This is a genomic window from Rhizobium pisi (assembly GCF_003938655.1).
Classification (GTDB): Bacteria; Pseudomonadota; Alphaproteobacteria; order Rhizobiales; family Rhizobiaceae; genus Rhizobium; species Rhizobium pisi.
Genome location: NZ_RJJT01000027.1, coordinates 1 through 18,636, shown reverse-complemented (window position 1 = coordinate 18,636; position 18,636 = coordinate 1). Strand labels below are relative to the sequence as shown.

Below are 18,636 nucleotides of genomic sequence, written 5' to 3'. Positions count from 1 at the left end.
ATGTCCGCTTTCAAGGTTCAGTCGAGACGCATGTCGATGCCGCATTTCGACATATAGTGTTTCGCCTCGCCGACGGAATAGGTTCCGAAATGGAAGATCGAGGCGGCGAGCACCGCATTGGCGTGGCCCTCCTTCACCCCGGCGACGAGATCGTCGAGATCGCCGACGCCGCCGGAGGCGATGACCGGCACCCGCACTGCATCAGCGATCGCCCGCGTCAGTTCCAGATCATAGCCGACCTTGGTGCCGTCGCGGTCCATCGAGGTGACCAGCAGTTCGCCGGCACCATGCGCCACCATCTTCTGGGCGAATTCGATGGCGTCGATGCCGGTCGCGTTGCGGCCGCCATGTGTATAGATTTCCCAGGCGCTGAGGTTGTCGCCGCCGACCGCCTGTGTGCGCCGGCGCTTGGCGTCAATCGAGACGACGATGCACTGGTCGCCGAACTTGTCGGCCGCCTCGGTGACAAAATCGGGATTGCTGACGGCTGCCGAATTGATCGAGACCTTGTCGGCGCCGCAAAGCAGGAGCTTGCGGATATCGGCGATGGTTCGCACCCCGCCGCCGACTGTCAGCGGCATGAAGCACTGGTCCGCCGTACGCGACACGACATCGAAGATCGTCTCGCGATTGTCCGACGAGGCGGTGATGTCGAGGAAGCAGAGTTCGTCGGCGCCAGCCGCATCATAGGCCTTCGCCGCTTCGACGGGATCGCCGGCATCGACGAGATTGAGGAAGTTGACGCCCTTGACGACGCGGCCGTCCTTGACGTCGAGGCAGGGGATCACACGGGCTTTGAGGGTCATTTATGCGGTCTCCCTTGCCTTGCTGGCTTTGATCAGCGCCAACGCTTCCGCCGGATCGATCCGGCCGTCATAAAGCGCGCGACCTGAGATGGCCCCTTCCAGCTTCTGGGCATCAGGCTGCAGCATGCGCTTGATGTCTTCGATGGAAGCAAGACCGCCCGAGGCGATGACGGGGATGGAGACGGCATCGGCAAGCGCAAGCGTTGATGCCCAGTTGATTCCGGTCAGGATGCCGTCGCGGTCGATATCGGTGTAGATGATCGCGCTAACGCCGGCACCCTCGAATTTCCTGGCAAGTTCGACGATGCCGAGTTCCGAAGCTTCCGCCCAACCCTCTACGGCCACCTTGCCGCCCTTGGCATCGATACCAACGGCCACATGGCCTGGGAATTTCCGGCAGGCTTCGATGACCAGATCAGGATTTCTGACCGCGACGGTGCCGAGAATGACGCGCCGCAACCCGCGAGACAGCCAAGCCTCGATATGATCAAGCGTGCGGATGCCGCCGCCGAGCTGCACCGGATTTTTCGTCGCCTTCAGGATCGCTTCGACGGCATCGCCATTGGCCGAATGTCCCGCGAAAGCGCCGTCGAGATCGACCACGTGCAGCCACTCGAAGCCCTGGTCTTCGAAGGATTTCGCCTGGGCAGCCGGATCAGTGTTGTAAACCGTCGCCTGCTGCATGTCGCCGAGCTTCAGGCGGACGCATTGGCCGCCCTTCAGATCGATCGCGGGAAAAAGGATCATGTCGTCTTACGTCCGTAAAGTAGCCGGTACCATCAGCGCATTCCACGCATCTACGATATCCGAGCGGAAAAAGACAGCGGCAATGGTGGCCGCGCCGAAAAGCAGAAGAAGCAGTAGGGTGACGGTAAGGCCGGCGCGGACCTGGCGCCAGAAGCCGAGACGCCTCTTCATCGATTTCTCGATCTCGCGCACCCGGCGCAGCGCATCGCCGTTGACGGCGGCAATCCGGATTTCAGGCTCCATCGCTTCCACATAGGTCTCGGCATAACTCGAAAGAATCTGCGAGGCGCGGTCGCGTAGCGTGTTGCGCAGATCGGTCGAGAGATAATTGCTGTTGACGGCAGCAAGCTCGGCCTCATTGGGCGAACGGCCGGCATTGCGCTTGCGATGGCTAAGGACGAAATCGCGTTTTTGCCGCTCGTAGAGTGCGTAGGCAAGCAGGCCGATCAGATCGTCCTCGCCTTCGATATAGAATTCCAGCACGGCCTCGGCGATATCGTCGGCGCTGATGCCGTTGGCGCGTAGCTGGGAATTCTCGTTGCCGGCAAGGAATTCATGGATCATCGGTCCAGCCTTTCTTTCAACGCCTTGGCTGCATTGGAAAGCGCTTTTTTATGGATGGTTTCGTCGACACGGCGAATGATCGTTCCATCGGGAAGCCTGATGTCAGAGAAGGGAGGCAGGCCCTCGCGGGATGGCCGCAGCGTATAGAACACCTTGCCTGATTTCCGTGAAGCCGGCATCGAGCGCACTCCTGTTCCGCCATTTCCATAAGGGGAAAATAAGGCGGCGGTATTACGGGTTCCAGCGCAGGAAATTGGCGATCAACGCCAGGCCGAGCTTCTGGCTCTTTTCCGGATGAAACTGTGCCCCGGCCATGTTGTCGCGCCCGACGAGGGCGGTCATCGGGCCGCCATAGTCGACGGTCGCGATGACATCGTCGGCATTTTCGGCTGCAAGATGGTAGGAATGGACGAAATAGGCGTGCAGTCCCTGCGGCCCGGTCGGAATACCGTCGAACAGTGGGTGTTCGCGCTTCAGGTCGAGCGTGTTCCAGCCGATCTGCGGAATCTTGAGTGTGGGATCGCTGGGGGTCATCTCGACGACGTCGCCGGGAATCCAGCCGAAACCATTGGTCACACTCTTCTCGAGGCCGCGCGAGGACATGAGCTGCATGCCGACGCAGATACCGAGGAACGGCCGCGCCTTCTTCTCGACGGCCTCGATCAGCACCTCGGCCATATCAGGCACGGCATCAAGGCCGCGCCGGCAGTCTGCATAGGCGCCGACGCCGGGAAGCACGATACGGTCGGCCGCGGCAACGTTCTCCGCCTTGTCGGTGAGATCGATATGCGCGTCGATGCCCGCCTCACGGGCGGCACGCTCGAAAGCCTTGGTCGCCGAGCGCAGGTTGCCGGAACCATAGTCGATAATCGCGACGCGCATCGTCAGCGTCCTCCATCAAAACCGAAAAGACCGAGCGAGGTGGCATGGCCGTGGCGGCCGTCTGGGTGGGATTTGTTCTCCCAGGTCGGCGCCGCACCGTCACGCTCCGCAATGTTCGCTCTGTCCGAGAAATAGACCTGCTCGGCAATGCCGATCGTATCGGCCGCAATGAGCGCCTCTTCGTTCCAACCCTTGGCGGCAAGGCTGCGGACACGGAAATTCTGACCTTCGAGGCCGACCAGTATATTCACGCCAACCATGATTGCCGCTCCCGCCGGCCAGAGGCCTGGCTCATCCATCAGTGCCCCGCCCAACGCCTGCAGCAAGAATGCCGCGCCAGCATGCAACCATAACCGGTGAACCAGCAGCCATGGCCAGGGGAAGAGAAAGCCGAGAAACGTGAAGCCATCGCGGATGGTTCGCGTCTCGTCAGCAGGCGCATTCGTGCCGCCGGGCGGTGTCAGGAAAATATAGCTCGATGTCATTGTCGCCGCTCCCTTGAGGGGCTCAGACGAGCGTGCCCTTCGTCGAGGGAACACGGCCCGCCTGTCTCGGATCGATCTCTGTCGCCGTGCGCAATGCGCGGGCAACGGCCTTGAAGCACGTCTCGGCAATATGGTGGTTGTTGGCGCCATAATGGTTGAGAATATGCAAGGTGATGCCGGCATTCTGGGCGAGCGCCTGGAAGAATTCGCGGGCGAGCTCGGTGTCGAAGGTGCCGATCTTCGGCGCGCTGAAGGCGACGTTCCAGACGAGGAACGGCCGGCCGGAAAGGTCGACCGCGGCCTTGGTCATCGTCTCGTCCATGGCAAGATCGATCGAAGCATAGCGCGTGATGCCGCGCCGGTCACCGAGCGCCTTGGAGATCGCCTGGCCGATCGCGATACCTGTATCCTCGACGGTGTGGTGGTCGTCGATATGCAGGTCGCCCTTGGCTTCGATTTCCATATCGATGAGGGAATGCCGCGAAAGCTGATCGAGCATATGATCGAAGAAGCCGACGCCCGTCGAAATCTTCGATTTGCCGGTGCCGTCGAGATTGACGGAAACGGAAATCGAGGTCTCGTTGGTCTTGCGGGAAACGCTGCCCGTGCGGCCTGCTGCGGTCTCGGCCATATGGCCCTCCATCGGGAATAAGGCCGTTCCTTATCAGGCGCATCGGGAAATATCCAGAAGCCGGGGAAGAGAAAAGGCGGCCCATTTGCAATCGGCTCCGGCCCACTTACATAGGGTTCAACAAGGTCGGTATGCGGCCCAGCGTAATCAGTAGACAGGTGTTTAATGACAACAATTATTGCAGTTCGAAAAGGCGGCAAGGTGGTGATGGCGGGCGATGGCCAGGTGAGCCTCGGCCAGACCGTCATGAAGGGCAATGCCCGCAAGGTGCGCCGCATCGGCAAGGGCGAAGTGATCGCCGGTTTCGCCGGCGCTACCGCCGATGCTTTTACCCTGCTCGAAAGGCTGGAAAAGAAGCTGGAGCAATATCCCGGCCAGCTGATGCGCGCTGCCGTCGAACTCGCCAAGGACTGGCGCACCGACAAGTATCTGCGCAATCTGGAAGCCATGATGCTCGTCGCCGACAAGTCGATCACGCTGGCGATCACCGGCAATGGCGACGTTCTGGAACCGGAGCATGGCACGACGGCGATCGGTTCCGGCGGTAATTTTGCCCTCGCGGCCGCCCTCGCACTGATGGATAGCGACAAATCCGCCGAAGAAATCGCCCGCCGTGCCCTCGATATCGCCGCCGACATCTGCGTCTACACGAACCACAATGTCGTGGTGGAATCGCTGGATGCCGAAGGCTGAACCCTATGCCTTCCGGCCGCTTGCCGCGGTTGACCTGCCGCTCCTCGCCAAATGGCTGGAGTGCCGGCATGTCAGGCGCTGGTGGGGCAATCCAGCCAAGGCACTGGCTTCGATGGAAGAGCATATCGATGCGGCGTCCGTCTCGTGCTTCATGGTCATGCTTGACGGAAAGGACTTCGCCTTTATCCAGGCGGCCGATCTCGACGACGAGGACGATGAAGCGCTCGCCGGTCAGCCGAAGGGCACCTACGGCATCGACCAGTTCATTGGCATCGAGGAACTCGCGGGCAAGGGTCATGGACCGGCCTTTATGATAGGGTTCTGCGATATGCTCTTTGCAAAGGGCGCGCAGCGGATCCTCGTCGATCCGCATCCGGATAATGCATTCGCAATCAGAGCCTATACCAAGGCGGGCTTTCAAGGACTTGGCGAAACAACGACAAATTACGGCCGGGCGCTGTTGATGGCCCTGGACCGCCAGGAGAATAACACCCAATGACGACTTTTTCCCCCCGCGAGATCGTTTCCGAACTCGACCGCTACATCATCGGCCAGCATGATGCCAAACGCGCCGTCGCGATTGCGCTGCGCAATCGCTGGCGTCGCCAGCAGCTCGACCCGAGCCTGCGCGACGAAGTCATGCCGAAGAATATCTTGATGATCGGCCCGACCGGCGTCGGCAAGACGGAAATCTCCCGCCGCCTGGCAAAGCTCGCCGGCGCGCCTTTCATCAAGGTCGAGGCCACCAAGTTCACCGAAGTCGGCTATGTCGGCCGCGATGTCGAGCAGATCATCCGCGATCTGGTCGAGGTGGGCATCGGCCTGGTGCGCGAGAAGAAGCGAGCCGAGGTACAGGCGAAGGCCCATGTGAGTGCCGAGGAGCGCGTTCTCGATGCGCTGGTCGGCACGACAGCGTCGCCCGCCACGCGCGAAAGCTTCCGCAAGAAGTTGAGGGACGGCGAACTCGACGACAAGGAAATCGATATCGAGGTGGCCGATGCCGGCTCCGGCATGGGCGGCTTTGAAATTCCGGGCATGCCGGGCGCCAATATCGGCGTGCTGAACCTGTCGGAAATGTTCGGCAAGGCGATGGGCGGTCGCACCAAGAAGGTCCGCACGACGGTCAAGGCCTCCTACACCGATCTGATCCGCGACGAATCCGACAAGCTGATTGACAACGAGGTGATCCAGCGCGAGGCCGTTCGCTCCACCGAGAATGACGGCATCGTCTTCCTCGATGAAATCGACAAGATTGCAGCCCGCGACGGCGGCATGGGCGCCGGCGTTTCGCGCGAAGGCGTGCAGCGCGACCTCCTGCCGCTCGTCGAAGGCACGACGGTCTCGACCAAGTACGGCCCGGTCAAGACGGACCATATCCTCTTCATCGCCTCCGGCGCCTTCCACGTCTCCAAGCCCTCGGATCTTCTCCCCGAGCTGCAGGGCCGTCTGCCGATCCGCGTCGAACTGCGTCCGCTGAACAAGGAAGATTTCCGCCGGATTCTGACAGAGACCGAAGCGAGCCTCATCCGCCAGTATCGCGCGCTGATGGAGACGGAAAGCCTGAGCCTGGATTTCACCGACGACGCGATCGATGCGCTTGCCGATGTCGCTGTGCATTTGAACTCCTCCGTCGAGAATATCGGCGCCCGCCGCCTGCAGACGGTGATGGAGCGGGTCCTGGACGATATTTCCTACAACGCACCGGATCGGGGTGGGACGGCTGTCACGATCGATGCCGCCTATGTGCGCGAACATGTGGGCGATCTCGCCCAGAATACGGATCTCTCGCGCTTCATCCTGTGATATCGGCGCACCGCTTCATGCCTTTCCCGGTATGAATGACGGATTGTGACGAACTCAACCCTCGACAGCGGGCCTTTTACTTTCTAGTGAAGGCCCGTTTTGTTTGCCGCTCCGGCTTTATTCGGCCAAGATTCTGGTTCAGTCAGCCGCTTCGCGAACAGGACGATGAACGGACGGGATAGCGGATCGTGCGACGCCTTTTGACAAGCCTTATGATTGCCGTTGCCCTGGTGAATTCGGCGCCTGCTTTTGCAATGCAGACGGTGCCGGCGGGCAACCGTCATGCCGAGCAGCCCGATATCCCGGGCGCTTCCGTCAGGCGTACCAAGGGCACCAAGAGCAGCTTCGATGGGAAATACGAAAAGGTCCACGATCTTCTCGCGACCGATCACGAGCTGATGGCCAAGATCCGCAAGGTTTCCAGCGCCTACGGCATAAACCCCATCCACGTCATTGGCGCGATCGTCGGCGAACATACCTATAATGTCGACGCCTACGACCGGCTGCAGGCCTATTACGTCAAGGCCGCCTCCTATGCCGGAGAAAGCTTCCGCTTCGCCTATGACGGCGAAAACGTCGACGATTTCGTTGCGCGGCCGCAATTTGCTGCGTGCAAGGGCAAGAGTGATTCCTACACGCTCTGGTCTTGCCGGGAAGACATCTGGGAGAGCGATTTCCGCGGCAAGACCGTGGGCGGCGAGAGCTTCCCGAACAACCGCTTCAGCGCGGTCTTCTTCCAGCCCTTCTATGCCGGCCAGACCTTCGGTCTCGGCCAGGTCAACCCGCTGACGGCGCTGATGCTCTCCGATCTCGTCAGCCGCGTGTCGGGCTATCCCAAGCTCAACGAGAAGAATGCCGGCGCGGTCTACAAGGCCATCATGGATCCCGACATCTCGCTTGCCTTCGTCGCGGCCTCGATCCGCACGTCGATCGACGATTATAAGGAGATTGCCGGCATGGATATTTCAGGCAATCCCGGCCTGACGGCGACGCTTTATAATGTCGGCAACTCACGTCAGCGTGCCGCTGCTCTGGCCGCGAAGAACCGCTCTGGCGGCGCGACGGTCTGGCCGGAGGAGAATTATTACGGCTGGCTGATCAACGACAAGCTGGACGAGCTCAAGGGCCTGCTCTAGCTTTAAGCTTGCCGGGAAGACGCCGATCTTCCCCGAAAGGCTTTGATGATGGACATGCGTCCTGATCCCTTCGTTCCGCCGGCACCGTTGCCACGCACAGTGCCGCCGAGCCGGTTGGAAATCATCCGCATCATCCTGCGTAACCCGCTCGAACTCTGGGGCGAGCCGTCCTATACGCTGCCCTGGATCCGCACCAGTTTCTTCGGCCAGCGGACGCTGATCGTCAACGATCCCGGCCTCATCAAGCATGTGCTGGTCGACAACGCGAATAACTACCGCATGTCGGATATTCGCCAGCTCGTCCTGCGTCCGATCCTCCGCGACGGTCTTCTGACCGCCGAAGGTCTCGTCTGGAAGAGATCACGCAAGGCGGTGGCGCCTGTTTTCACGCCCCGTCATGCCCAAGGCTTCGCCGGGCAAATGCTGCGCCAGTCCGAAGACTATGCCCGCAAATATGAGAGTGCGGCTGAGGCAGGCGCAATTTTCGATATCAGCACCGATATGACCGAACTGACTTTCGCGATTCTTGCGGAGACCTTGTTCTCCGGTGAAATCGTCACCTCGAGCGGCCATTTCGCCGATGATGTCAATGAACTCCTGCATCGTATGGGTCGCATCGATCCGATGGATCTGATGCGCGCACCGTCCTGGGTTCCACGTGTGACACGCATCGGCGGTCAGAAAGTGCTGGAGAAATTCCGCTCCATCGTGCGCGACACGATGGATATGCGGCTCGCAAAGATGAAGACGAATCGCAGCACCGCACCTCAGGATTTCCTGACACTGCTGCTGGAGCAGACAGGCCCCGACGGGCTGACGAAAGACGAGATCGAAGACAATATTCTGACTTTCATCGGTGCGGGGCATGAGACCACGGCGCGGGCCTTGGCCTGGACGTTGTATTGCGTATCGAACAGTCCGCATATCCGCGAGGCGATGGAACAGGAAATCGACGCGGTGCTCGCCACGGGAGCCGAGCCTGTGGAATGGCTGGATATGATGCCGCAGACGCGCGCCGCCTTCGAGGAGGCTTTGCGCCTCTATCCGCCGGCGCCATCCATCAATCGTGCCGCCATATCGGATGATTCCTGGACGAGCGCCAAGGGCGAACGGGTCGAGATCGAGACCGATGTCACCGTGCTCATCATGCCCTGGACGCTGCATCGCCACGAACGCTACTGGGACAGGCCGCGTGCCTATATGCCCGAACGCTTCCTTCCGGAAAATCGCGGCTCCATCGGACGCTTCCAGTTCCTGCCCTTCGGCGCCGGACCGCGTGTCTGCATCGGTGCGACCTTTGCGCTTCAGGAAGCGGTGATTGCCCTTGCCGTCCTGATGCGCCGCTATCGATTCGATTCCATCGATCAGACGAATCCGTGGCCGGTGCAGAAACTGACGACACAGCCGCAGAATGGACTGCCGATGCGCGTGACGCGGCGCATAATTTCCAGAATGGCATAAATCTTTCTAATTATTGCGGAATTGACTATGAATGAAAGCCGGGCAAAGTGGCAGCATTCAAAGTCGTCGCCAGGGAGAATCTCGCATGAGCCGCATTGATAAGAACGGTCTTGCCATCGAAGCCGTCCTTCACGATTTCCTCGTCAAGGAGGTACTGCCGGGCCTGGCGGTCGATGCGGACAAGTTCTTTGTCGATTTTTCGGCGATCGTCCACGATCTCACCCCGAAAAACCGGGCGCTGCTCGCCAAACGCGACGACCTGCAGGCAAAGATCGACGACTGGTATCGCCGCCATGGCGCCCCGGCGGATATGGACGAATACCAGTCCTTCCTCCGCGAAATCGGCTATCTCCTGCCGGAGGGTTCGGATTTCCAGGTCTCGACGCAAAACGTCGATCCCGAAATCGCCTCGATCGCCGGCCCGCAGCTCGTCGTTCCCGTCATGAATGCCCGCTATGCCCTGAACGCCGCCAATGCCCGCTGGGGTTCGCTCTATGATGCGCTCTACGGCACGGACGCCATTCCCGAGGGCGACGGCGCCGAAAAGGGCAAGGGCTACAATCCGAAGCGCGGCGAGAAGGTCATCGCCTGGGTGCGCGATTTCCTCGACATATCCGTGCCGCTGCAGGATTGGCGCTGGAAGGACGTCGGGAGCTTCACCGTCAAGGATGGGGAGCTCGTGGTCAGATCGATCGACGGCGAGCGGGTAGCGCTCAGGGAGAGCGGGCATTTCGCCGGCTATCGCGGCGATGCCGCCGCTCCCACGCATATTCTTCTGAAGAACAATGGCATTCACATCGACATCGTCATCGATGCGACGACGCCGATCGGCAAGGCCGATTCCGCTCATATCTCCGATGTCTGGCTGGAATCGGCGATCACCACGATCATGGACTGCGAGGATTCGATTGCCGCTGTCGATGGCGAGGACAAGGTCGTCGTTTATCGCAACTGGCTCGGCCTGATGAAGGGCGATCTGCAGGAAGAAGTGGCAAAGGGCGGAACGAGCTTCATTCGCAAGCTCAATCCGGATCTGGACTATACCGGCCCTGACGGTGCCGCCTTCGAGGTGCATTGCCGTTCTCTGATGCTGGTTCGCAATGTCGGCCACCTCATGACCAATCCTGCCATCCTCGATCGCGACGGCAATGAAGTGCCGGAAGGCATCATGGATGCAGTCGTAACCGGCCTGATTGCGCTTTACGATATCGGCCCGGCCGGCCGGAAGAAGAATTCCCGCACCGGCTCCATGTATGTGGTTAAGCCGAAGATGCATGGGCCCGAAGAGGTCGCCTTCGCCGTCGAGATCTTCTCGCGGGTCGAAGATGCGCTCGGCATGGCGCGCAACACCATCAAAATGGGCATCATGGACGAGGAGCGCCGCACGACCGTCAATCTCAAGGAGTGCATCCGCGCCGCCCGCGAGCGCGTCGTCTTCATCAATACCGGTTTCCTCGACCGCACCGGCGACGAGATCCACACCTCGATGGAAGCCGGCCCGATGATTCGCAAGGGAGACATGCGCCAGGCGGCCTGGATTTCAGCCTATGAGAATTGGAACGTCGACATCGGCCTCGAATGCGGCCTCTCCGGCCATGCCCAGATCGGCAAGGGCATGTGGGCAATGCCGGACCTGATGGCGGCGATGCTGGAACAGAAGATCGCTCATCCGAAAGCCGGCGCCAACACGGCCTGGGTGCCGTCGCCGACGGCGGCAACCCTGCATGCCACCCATTATCATCGCGTCAATGTCGCCAGGGTCCAGCAGGGGCTGAAGGATCGCGCCCGTGCCAAACTGTCCGACATCCTATCCGTGCCGGTCGCCGTGCGGCCGAACTGGACGCCGGAGGAGATCCAGCGCGAGCTCGACAACAATAGCCAGGGCATCCTCGGTTATGTCGTTCGCTGGATCGACCAGGGCGTCGGCTGCTCGAAAGTGCCCGACATCAACAATGTCGGCCTGATGGAGGATCGCGCGACGCTGCGCATCTCGGCCCAGCACATGGCGAACTGGCTGCATCACAAGGTTATCACCGAGGCTGAGATCGTCGAGACGATGAAACGCATGGCCGCGGTCGTCGACCGGCAGAACGCATCGGACCCTGCATACCAGCCTATGGCGGACAATTTCGATGATTCGATCGCCTTCCAGGCCGCCCTCGATCTTGTCGTGAAGGGCAGGGAGCAGCCGAACGGCTACACCGAGCCGGTGCTTCACCGCCGCCGCCTCGAGCTCAAGGTGAAGCAGTCCGCATGACGGAGAAGACGAAAAGGCCGCCAGGACGATAGTCCGGCGGCCTTTTTTATACCGAATTCGATATCTAGCTTACTGGATGACGATGACCTTGGAGGTCGCCTTGCCCGGACGGACGCGGCTATAGAGGTCGATGACGTCCTGGTTCATCAGGCGAATGCAGCCCGAGGAAGCGGCGGTGCCGATTGAAGCCCATTCCGGCGTGCCGTGCAGGCGGAAGAGCGTGTCCTTGCCGTCCTCGTTGAAGAGATACATGGCGCGTGCGCCGAGCGGATTGCTGAGGCCCGGACCCATGCCGTCTTCGACGTATTTGGCGACATCGGGACGGCGGACAGCCATTTCTTTCGGCGGGTGCCAGGTCGGCCATTCCTGCTTCCAGGCGACGTAGGCGGTGCCGGCCCATGCGAAGCCCTGCTTGCCGACGCCGATGCCGTAGCGCATCGCCTTACCGTTGGCCAGGATGTAATAGAGGAAGCGCTCGCGCGTGTTGACAATGATCGTTCCGGGGCGCTCGGTGGTCTGGTAGCTGACGACTTGACGGCGGAACTGCGGCTTGACCCTGTCGATCGGGATTGCCGGCAGGGAGTATCCGGCATCCTTCGTCACGCCGTAGGCGTCATTGAAGATCTGCGCAGTCTGGACCGTCGGGCCTGCGCCCTTGTCGTCAACGGATGCACTGTCTGATGTCGTGGAGCAACCGGCCAGGGCGAGCGTCGCCAGCAGGCCAAATACAGGGAAGGCATTGCGGATGCGCATAGATGACTCTTGAAGTTTTGGGGCAAGGAGAACGGTCTTTCGACCATCGTTGATTATGGTTTATTTTCGATTAACTTGCGCTTTGCAAGACTACTGCAGTGCGACAAATCCCTCTGCCGCGCAAATTAGAAGCGCATGGTTTTTTTGCAACAACACGCCAGACCCTACGATGGTTATCCATGACGATTTTGAGCGTTTACAATAACAATCCGTTAATCGATGGCCGGCAATCGGACAGAGCCATGATGGTGCGGCGCGGAACACAGATATTGTTGCATGAAATGCGCCACGCGGTGCTGCCTGAACTGCCGCTTGCGAGCGGCCGCCGTGCCGATCTGATCACTCTTTCGGAAAAGGGCGAGGTCTGGATCATCGAAATCAAGACATCGATCGAGGATTTCAGGGTGGATCGCAAATGGCCGGAATACAGGGCGCATTGCGATCGTCTGTTCTTCGCGACTCACAAGGATGTGCCGCTGGACATCTTTCCCGAGGAATGCGGGCTTTTCCTTTCGGACGGTTATGGCGCCCACGTGATTCGCGAGGCGCCGGAACACCGCATGGCCCCTGCCACGCGCAAGTCCGTCACGCTCAATTTCTCGCGGGCCGCCGCCCAAAGGCTCATGATGGCCGAATGGGCGAATGGGAAACCGTTCGATGTGGATGATGTCTGATGTTGGCGCGCCAGTTTATTTCGGCGCGCGTTTGGCAAGGATGCGCTGCAGGGTCCGCCGGTGCATGTTGAGCCGGCGCGCGGTTTCGGAGACGTTGCGCTCGCACATTTCATAGACCCGCTGAATATGTTCCCAGCGCACGCGGTCGGCCGACATCGGATTTTCCGGAAGCTCCGCCTTTTCGCCGGGGCGCTGCGTCAGCGCCGAGAAGACGTCGTCGGCATCCGCCGGCTTTGCAAGATAGTCGACGGCGCCGAGCTTCACGGCGGTTACCGCCGTTGCGATATTGCCGTAGCCGGTCAGCACGATGATTCTGGTGTCGTCGCGCCGCTGGCGGATCGCTTCGATGACGTCGAGCCCGTTGCCGTCGCCGAGCCGAAGATCGACCACCGCATATTTCGGCGGCCGGCCCTTCGATTTCGCAACGCCTTCCGCCACAGATTCGGCCGTCTCCACCTGGAAGCCCCGCGTTTCCATCGCCCGCGCCAGCCGGCGCAGGAACGGCCCGTCATCGTCGACGATCAGCAGGCTGGCATCGGGACCGATATGGTCTTCATCCGACGCGGCGAAATTTTCATGGTTCTGTTCTGTCATCGTCTCGTCCTGGCGGTTGAGCGCCGTTCTCGGTCAGCCGCAATTTCTACTTATGCCCATAACCTCATTTTGTCGAATTTGCGTCGATCAGCATGCGCGGCCATTCGATGCGGATGCGGGCACCAGCACTTTCCGGGTCGCGGTTCTCGAAAATCAGCGATGCGCCCGAGCGTTCCAGCAGTGTCTTGGCGATGAAAAGCCCGAGGCCGAGGCCTCCGGCTGTATCTTCCTTCTGCCGCCGGGTCACATAGGGTTCGCCGATTCGCGTCAGAATGTCGGGTGCATAACCGTTGCCGTCGTCCTCAATGACGATCAGCACTTTGTCGTGATCGTGCTCGACCGTGACGGTCACCTTCTCCCTGGCATAATCGACGGCATTTTCAATGAGGTTGCCGAGTCCGTACATGATGCCCGCATTGCGGTCGGTCACCGGCTCGCTTTTGCGCGGGCTCTTTTCGATGAGCTCGAGCGTGATGCCGAATTCCCGGTGCGGCGCGACGATCTCCTCGATCATCGAGGACAGCGGCAGCCGGCGCATATGCGCTTCGCCCTCGGAGGATAGCGTCGTCAGCCGCCGCAGAATGTCACGGCAGCGTTCGCTCTGGCTGCGCAGCAGCATGACGTCTTCACGGAAACGGTCGTCATCCTTGAGTTCCCGCTCCATTTCCTTGGCGACGACGCTGATCGTCGCAAGCGGCGTGCCGAGTTCGTGTGCAGCGGCGGCGGCAAGCCCATCGAGCTGCGAAAGGTGCTTTTCCCGCTGCAGCACCAGTTCGGTCGCCGCCAGCGCATCGGCAAGCTGGCTCGCTTCCATCGAGACGCGATAGGCATAGAAGGCGGCAAATGCCATCGTCGAGGCGATCGAACACCAGACGCCGAACTGCATGACATTGTGCACATTGATCTCGACCCCGTCGAACCAGGGCAGCGGGAAGGGCGAAAAGGCAAGCACCGTAATGCAGACCATCGCAAAGCCGATCAGCGCGGTACTGTAGCGGATCGGCTGCGAGGCAAAGGAGATGATGACGGGTACGCAGACGAGTGCAGCGAAGGGATTGGCAAGGCCGCCGGTGATGAAGAGCAGCGCGCAGAGCTGCAGGAGATCGAAGCCAAGCAACGCAAAGGCGGCCGGCGGCTCCAGCCGGTGCGTCGTCGGATAGCGGATCGTCAGATAGAAATTTACCCAGGCAAGGGCGGCAATCAGCGAGGAGCTCGCAACCAGCGGCAAGGGAAATTTCAGCCAGAAGGCAACGATGAACACCGTCAGCGCCTGCCCGCCGACGGCAAGCCAGCGCAATCGCACCAGCGTCTGCAGGCGCAGCTTCCGGCTGTTATGCCGGTCTTCCAGCGTATGGCTTTCCGTCTTGTCGATCATGCCCTGGGGCTCCTTGGATGGCCCTCATGTACCACGCGGTTTTGCCCGTGTCGTCGGCAACGCCTCTTCCGGCCGCTCCGGCCAGGGGTGCCGGGGATAGCGTCCGCGCATTTCGGCGCGCACGTCCTTCCACGAACCGGCCCAGAAGCCCGGCAGGTCGCGCGTCGTCTGAATCGGCCGGTGCGCCGGCGAGGTGAGTTCCAGAAGCAGCGGCAGGCGGCCTCCCGCGATCGCCGGGTGTTGCTTCAGCCCGAACAGCTCCTGCACGCGGATCGTCAGCGCCGGCTCCTCGCCTTCATACTGGATCGGATGCCGCTGGCCGGTCGGCGCCTCGAAATGCGTCGGCGCAAGCCGGCTAAGATCGCGCTGCAGGTCGTGTGGGACCAGCGACATCAGCCCGTTCGAAAGCCCGCCCGCGGAAATATCTGAAAGGCTGCGGGCCTCCGTCTGGAAGGACGCGAACCAATCGTCCAGCCGGGAAAGCAAGGCGGCGTCGCTGACGTCGGGCCAGGGATCGCCAATCGTCCGGTGAAGGAAGCCGATCCGTTCGCGAAGCTGCAGGGCCTCCTTCGAGAAGGCAAGCTGATCGAGCCCCAGTTCGCGCACCCCCTCCATCAGCGCCTGCGTGACGGCGGTTCCGGAGGGACGCGGCAGGGGCGTCTCCTCGAAGAGGATCGCGCCGAGCCGGGTCGCCCGACGCGCTCGGACCTGCCGGCTCTGCCGATCGAAGAATGTCTGGTCTTCGGTTCTGATTTCGCCGGGCAGCTCTGCTTCGATGTCGGCGCGCGTCACCTCAGCGGCGGCCAGAACCCGCCCCTGCGCTGCCCGTCCGGTGAGGTCGGCGATGACAAGCATCTGGCTGCCGGCGAGCCTCTCTGTTTCCGGTAGCTCCGCCCCGCGCCCGTTCGCCATCACGAATCGGCCGCGCCCACCGCGCTGAAGCGCTACTCTATCCGGAAATGCATGCAGCAGAAGCTGGCCCGCCAGCGCCGGCGCCGCCGAAGGAACGGTGTCGAGGCCGGCGCCTAATCGTCCCGCCAAGCGTCGTGAGGCATCGGCTCTTTCGCCGCGCTCGGCCTTGAAGCGGCGCAGCCGCTCCTCGATGTCGACGCCCGTTCCGCCGAGCCCTTGTTCGGTCAGGAGCACCGCGATCATCGCCGCATCGCGGGCATGGCCCGATTCGCCTGCTGATACGACCATGGCGGCAAGCCGCGGCGGCAAAGCGAGATCGCGCATCACCTTGCCGCGCGCCGTCAGGGCGCCGTCTCTGTCGAGCGCGCCCAGTTGGCCGAGCAGCGCCCGTGCTTCCCTGAGTGTCGTTTCCGGCGGCTGATCGACGAAGGCAAGGGATGCTGGATCCTGGACGCCCCAATGCGCGAGATCGAGCACCAGCCCGGAAAGATCGCTGGAAAGGATCTGCGGCGGCGTGAAGGCCGTCAGTGCCGCCGTCTGCCCCTGGTGCCACAGCCGGATTGCGATGCCGGGTTCCGTTCGTCCTGCACGGCCGGCTCGCTGATCGGCAGAGGCTCGCGACACCCGCACCGTTTCGAGCCGCGTGATCCCGGTCGACGCTTCGAAGACCGGCAGGCGCTGCAGCCCGCTGTCGATCACGATCCTGACGCCGTCGATGGTGATCGACGTCTCGGCGATCGAGGTGGCAAGCACGATCTTGCGGGTACCCTTCGGTGCCGGCCGGATCGCTGCATCCTGCTCTTTCTGGCTGAGATTGCCGTAAAGGGGTGCAATCAGCGTTTCAGGCCCGAATCGTCCCTGCAGGCGCTCCACGGTCCGCGTGATTTCGGCCTGGCCGGGCAGGAAGGCAAGGATCGAGCCGTCCTCGTCGGCATGCGCATCGATGATCGCCCGTGTAACCGCATCCTCGATGCGCTCGCCGCCCGGCCGGTCCTGGTAACGGATATCGATTGGAAAGCTGCGCCCCAGGCTTTCGATGACAGGAGGGTGATCGAGCAGGGCGGCTACGCGCTCTACGTCGAGCGTTGCTGACATCACGAGAATGCGCAAATCCTCGCGCAGGGCCGACTGGACGTCGAGCGCCAGCGCCAGCCCGAAATCGGCATCCAGCGATCGCTCGTGGAATTCGTCGAAGAGTACCGCCGAGATGCCGGTCAGTTCCGGATCGTCGAGGATCATCCGGGCGAAAACCCCTTCAGTCACCACTTCGACCCGCGTCGCGGCCGATATCCTGTTGTCAAGGCGCATGCGGTAGCCGACCGTCTCGCCGACCTGTTGGCCGAGCAACGACGCCATCCGACTTGCCGCCGCCCGCGCCGCAAGCCGCCGCGGCTCCAACAGGATGATCTTGCCGTCGCCGCGCCAGGCCTGGTTGAGCAGGTAAAGCGGCACCAGCGTCGTCTTGCCGGCGCCGGGCGGGGCGGAAAGAACGGCGCGTCTCTGCTCAGCCAGCGCCGTGCCAACGGCCGGCAGGACATGGGAAACCGGAAGCTCCGGCAATGATGCACTGATTTTCACTTCCGGCCCGCCACCGTCTCATAGGCAAGGATGGCGCCGGCGAGATCCTCGAGCGCCGCGCCAACCGACTTGAACAGCGTGATTTCCTCGTCATGGCTTCGCCCGCCATGCGCACCGCTGACGAGTTCCGCAAGCTCCGATTTGATGTCGCTCAGCCTTAACACGCCGCTTTTCAGCGGCTGGACGATATCGCCGGCCTCGCTGGTGGCGCCGGCGCGGGTATCGACATGGACCGAAGCGCGGCGGATAGCCTCGTCATCGCTTTCGCGCATGCTCGGCTTGAAGGCGCCGACGAGATCGAGATGGGTGCCGGGCTTCAACCATTCGCCTGATATCAGCGGCTCGCCCGAAAGCGTGGCGCAGGAAATGATATCGGCCGTTCGCGCTGCGGCTTCCCTGTCCGCGGTTGCCTCGGCATCGAGGCCGAATGCCCGCGCTTCTGCCGCGATCTTCTGCGCCGCTTGCTCGCTGCGGCCCCAGATCCTGTATCTCTTGATCGGGCGGGTCGTGCCGTGGGCGAGCATCAGGTTGAGTGACAGCCGCCCGGTTCCGCAGACGAGCATTTCTTCAGCATCCGGGCGGGCGAGATAACGGGCGGCGAGCGCCGATGCCGCCGCCGTCCGCCGCGCCGTCAACTCGCCGCCGTCGATCACGGCGAGCATTTCACCGGTTGCGCCGGAGGAAAGGAGATAGGTCCCCGAGATTGCCGGCAGGCTGCGCCGCACATTGCCTGGAAAAACCGAAACCGCCTTCACCCCGGCATAGAGTCCGGGAACCCAGGCCGGCATCAGAAGCAGTGTCGCACTCTCCTCGCCGGGCACGTCCATGTCGTGGTGGTGGCGCACCGGCATCACGCATTCGCCCGCGAACATGGCGGCGATCGCCTCGATCAGTTCGGGCCAGGGCAGGGCCGCGCGCGTCTGTTCTTCATCGAGGACAAGCATTTTCCACTCCGCCGGATCGTTCTTTCCCGCCAAACTAGCGAGTGAGGCACATGAGAGGCAAGCGCCCTGGAATTCCATCTCAGGCTTCCCATATAGGTCTTGTCTCCATCGCGAAGCCATTCCTGGAGATTCGGCGAAAACGAATCCAATATATCGCTCGATCGAGCGGCAAATTTGCGCGTTTTTGGAAACGGTTGCTAAAACCCCTTAATTTTCAACCTGTTACAAAAATGTCAAAAAACTTTGTTTTGGTGTGTTGACTGTTTGGGAGGGTTAGTTCTATAAGCCCACTCACTGAACGAGGGCGGCGGCGCTGCTGGCGACGAAGTCTTTCGTTCTAA

Annotated in this window: 19 protein-coding genes; 7 read left to right on the top strand and 12 right to left on the bottom strand. The window is 61.6% G+C overall.

Translation table 11 applies throughout. The features are described 5' to 3' along the window. Positions 1-17: 17 nt before the first annotated feature. The 7 genes from hisF to hisB are packed head-to-tail and all read right to left on the bottom strand — an operon-like array spanning position 18 to position 4,115. Entirely contained in the window at positions 18-806 is a 789-nt protein-coding gene (hisF, locus tag EFD55_RS28040; RefSeq protein ID WP_125849630.1) for an imidazole glycerol phosphate synthase subunit HisF, read from the bottom strand. Next, a complete protein-coding gene (hisA, locus tag EFD55_RS28035; protein ID WP_125849628.1) occupies positions 807-1,553 on the bottom strand; it encodes a 1-(5-phosphoribosyl)-5-[(5-phosphoribosylamino)methylideneamino]imidazole-4-carboxamide isomerase in 747 nt (248 codons plus the stop codon). A 6-nt stretch (positions 1,554-1,559) separates the two neighbouring features. After that, positions 1,560-2,117, bottom strand: coding sequence for a hypothetical protein (locus EFD55_RS28030; RefSeq protein WP_125849626.1), 558 nt, complete (start codon positions 2,115-2,117; stop codon positions 1,560-1,562). Then, positions 2,114-2,296, bottom strand: a complete 183-nt coding sequence (locus tag EFD55_RS28025; RefSeq protein WP_125849624.1) for a hypothetical protein — start codon at positions 2,294-2,296, stop codon at positions 2,114-2,116. The genes EFD55_RS28030 and EFD55_RS28025 overlap by 4 nt, the downstream gene beginning before the upstream one ends. A gap of 52 nt (positions 2,297-2,348) precedes the next feature. Then, positions 2,349-2,999 carry an imidazole glycerol phosphate synthase subunit HisH gene (gene hisH, locus EFD55_RS28020; protein ID WP_125849622.1) on the bottom strand — a complete coding sequence of 217 codons (651 nt, stop codon included), beginning with the start codon at positions 2,997-2,999 and terminating at the stop codon, positions 2,349-2,351. A gap of 2 nt (positions 3,000-3,001) precedes the next feature. Continuing rightward, complete coding sequence (locus EFD55_RS28015; RefSeq protein ID WP_125849620.1) at positions 3,002-3,484, bottom strand: DUF2628 domain-containing protein; 483 nt, start codon at positions 3,482-3,484, stop codon at positions 3,002-3,004. A 22-nt stretch (positions 3,485-3,506) separates the two neighbouring features. Beyond that, entirely contained in the window at positions 3,507-4,115 is a 609-nt protein-coding gene (gene hisB, locus EFD55_RS28010; RefSeq protein WP_125849618.1) for an imidazoleglycerol-phosphate dehydratase HisB, read from the bottom strand. Between the two features lie 165 nt (positions 4,116-4,280). Here hisB and hslV point away from each other — a divergent pair, with 165 nt between their 5' ends. The 6 genes from hslV to EFD55_RS27980 all read left to right on the top strand — a co-directional run bounded on the left by hslV (position 4,281) and on the right by EFD55_RS27980 (position 11,465). Then, positions 4,281-4,808, top strand: coding sequence for an ATP-dependent protease subunit HslV (hslV, locus tag EFD55_RS28005; protein WP_125849616.1), 528 nt, complete (start codon positions 4,281-4,283; stop codon positions 4,806-4,808). Next, positions 4,795-5,307 (top strand): GNAT family N-acetyltransferase, encoded by a 513-nt coding sequence (locus tag EFD55_RS28000; protein ID WP_125849614.1) that lies wholly within the window; start codon positions 4,795-4,797, stop codon positions 5,305-5,307. The genes hslV and EFD55_RS28000 overlap by 14 nt, the downstream gene beginning before the upstream one ends. Then, positions 5,304-6,611 carry an ATP-dependent protease ATPase subunit HslU gene (hslU, locus tag EFD55_RS27995; protein WP_125849612.1) on the top strand — a complete coding sequence of 436 codons (1,308 nt, stop codon included), beginning with the start codon at positions 5,304-5,306 and terminating at the stop codon, positions 6,609-6,611. Before EFD55_RS28000 ends, hslU begins: the two co-directional genes overlap by 4 nt. A gap of 188 nt (positions 6,612-6,799) precedes the next feature. Further along, the gene (locus EFD55_RS27990; protein ID WP_125849610.1) at positions 6,800-7,747 is read left to right on the top strand and encodes a DUF1402 family protein; all 948 of its coding nucleotides are present in this window, start codon (positions 6,800-6,802) and stop codon (positions 7,745-7,747) included. Positions 7,748-7,795: 48 nt separating this feature from the next. Beyond that, positions 7,796-9,208 carry a cytochrome P450 gene (locus tag EFD55_RS27985; protein WP_125849739.1) on the top strand — a complete coding sequence of 471 codons (1,413 nt, stop codon included), beginning with the start codon at positions 7,796-7,798 and terminating at the stop codon, positions 9,206-9,208. An 85-nt stretch (positions 9,209-9,293) separates the two neighbouring features. Continuing rightward, positions 9,294-11,465: a malate synthase G gene (locus tag EFD55_RS27980; RefSeq protein WP_125849608.1), complete on the top strand. Its 2,172-nt coding sequence runs from the start codon at positions 9,294-9,296 to the stop codon at positions 11,463-11,465. 69 nt (positions 11,466-11,534) lie between these two features. Here the strand turns inward: EFD55_RS27980 and EFD55_RS27975 are convergent, their stop codons facing one another. Next, positions 11,535-12,218 carry a L,D-transpeptidase gene (locus EFD55_RS27975; protein WP_125849606.1) on the bottom strand — a complete coding sequence of 228 codons (684 nt, stop codon included), beginning with the start codon at positions 12,216-12,218 and terminating at the stop codon, positions 11,535-11,537. 179 nt (positions 12,219-12,397) lie between these two features. Between EFD55_RS27975 and EFD55_RS27970 the strand changes: the two genes are divergently transcribed. Further along, on the top strand, positions 12,398-12,892 hold the full coding sequence (locus tag EFD55_RS27970; protein ID WP_125849604.1) for an MmcB family DNA repair protein: 495 nt from the start codon (positions 12,398-12,400) through the stop codon (positions 12,890-12,892). Between the two features lie 15 nt (positions 12,893-12,907). Here EFD55_RS27970 and EFD55_RS27965 read toward each other — a convergent pair whose 3' ends face one another. From EFD55_RS27965 to lhpI, 4 genes are all read right to left on the bottom strand, one after another. Continuing rightward, positions 12,908-13,486, bottom strand: a complete 579-nt coding sequence (locus tag EFD55_RS27965; RefSeq protein ID WP_088683004.1) for an ActR/PrrA/RegA family redox response regulator transcription factor — start codon at positions 13,484-13,486, stop codon at positions 12,908-12,910. A gap of 64 nt (positions 13,487-13,550) precedes the next feature. Beyond that, on the bottom strand, positions 13,551-14,861 hold the full coding sequence (locus tag EFD55_RS27960; RefSeq protein ID WP_125849602.1) for an ActS/PrrB/RegB family redox-sensitive histidine kinase: 1,311 nt from the start codon (positions 14,859-14,861) through the stop codon (positions 13,551-13,553). Positions 14,862-14,885: 24 nt separating this feature from the next. Next, positions 14,886-17,351: an ATP-dependent helicase HrpB gene (gene hrpB / locus EFD55_RS27955; RefSeq protein ID WP_125849600.1), complete on the bottom strand. Its 2,466-nt coding sequence runs from the start codon at positions 17,349-17,351 to the stop codon at positions 14,886-14,888. Further along, positions 17,348-18,295, bottom strand: coding sequence for a bifunctional Delta(1)-pyrroline-2-carboxylate/Delta(1)-piperideine-2-carboxylate reductase (gene lhpI / locus EFD55_RS27950; RefSeq protein ID WP_125849598.1), 948 nt, complete (start codon positions 18,293-18,295; stop codon positions 17,348-17,350). The genes hrpB and lhpI overlap by 4 nt, the downstream gene beginning before the upstream one ends. Positions 18,296-18,636: the final 341 nt, after the last annotated feature.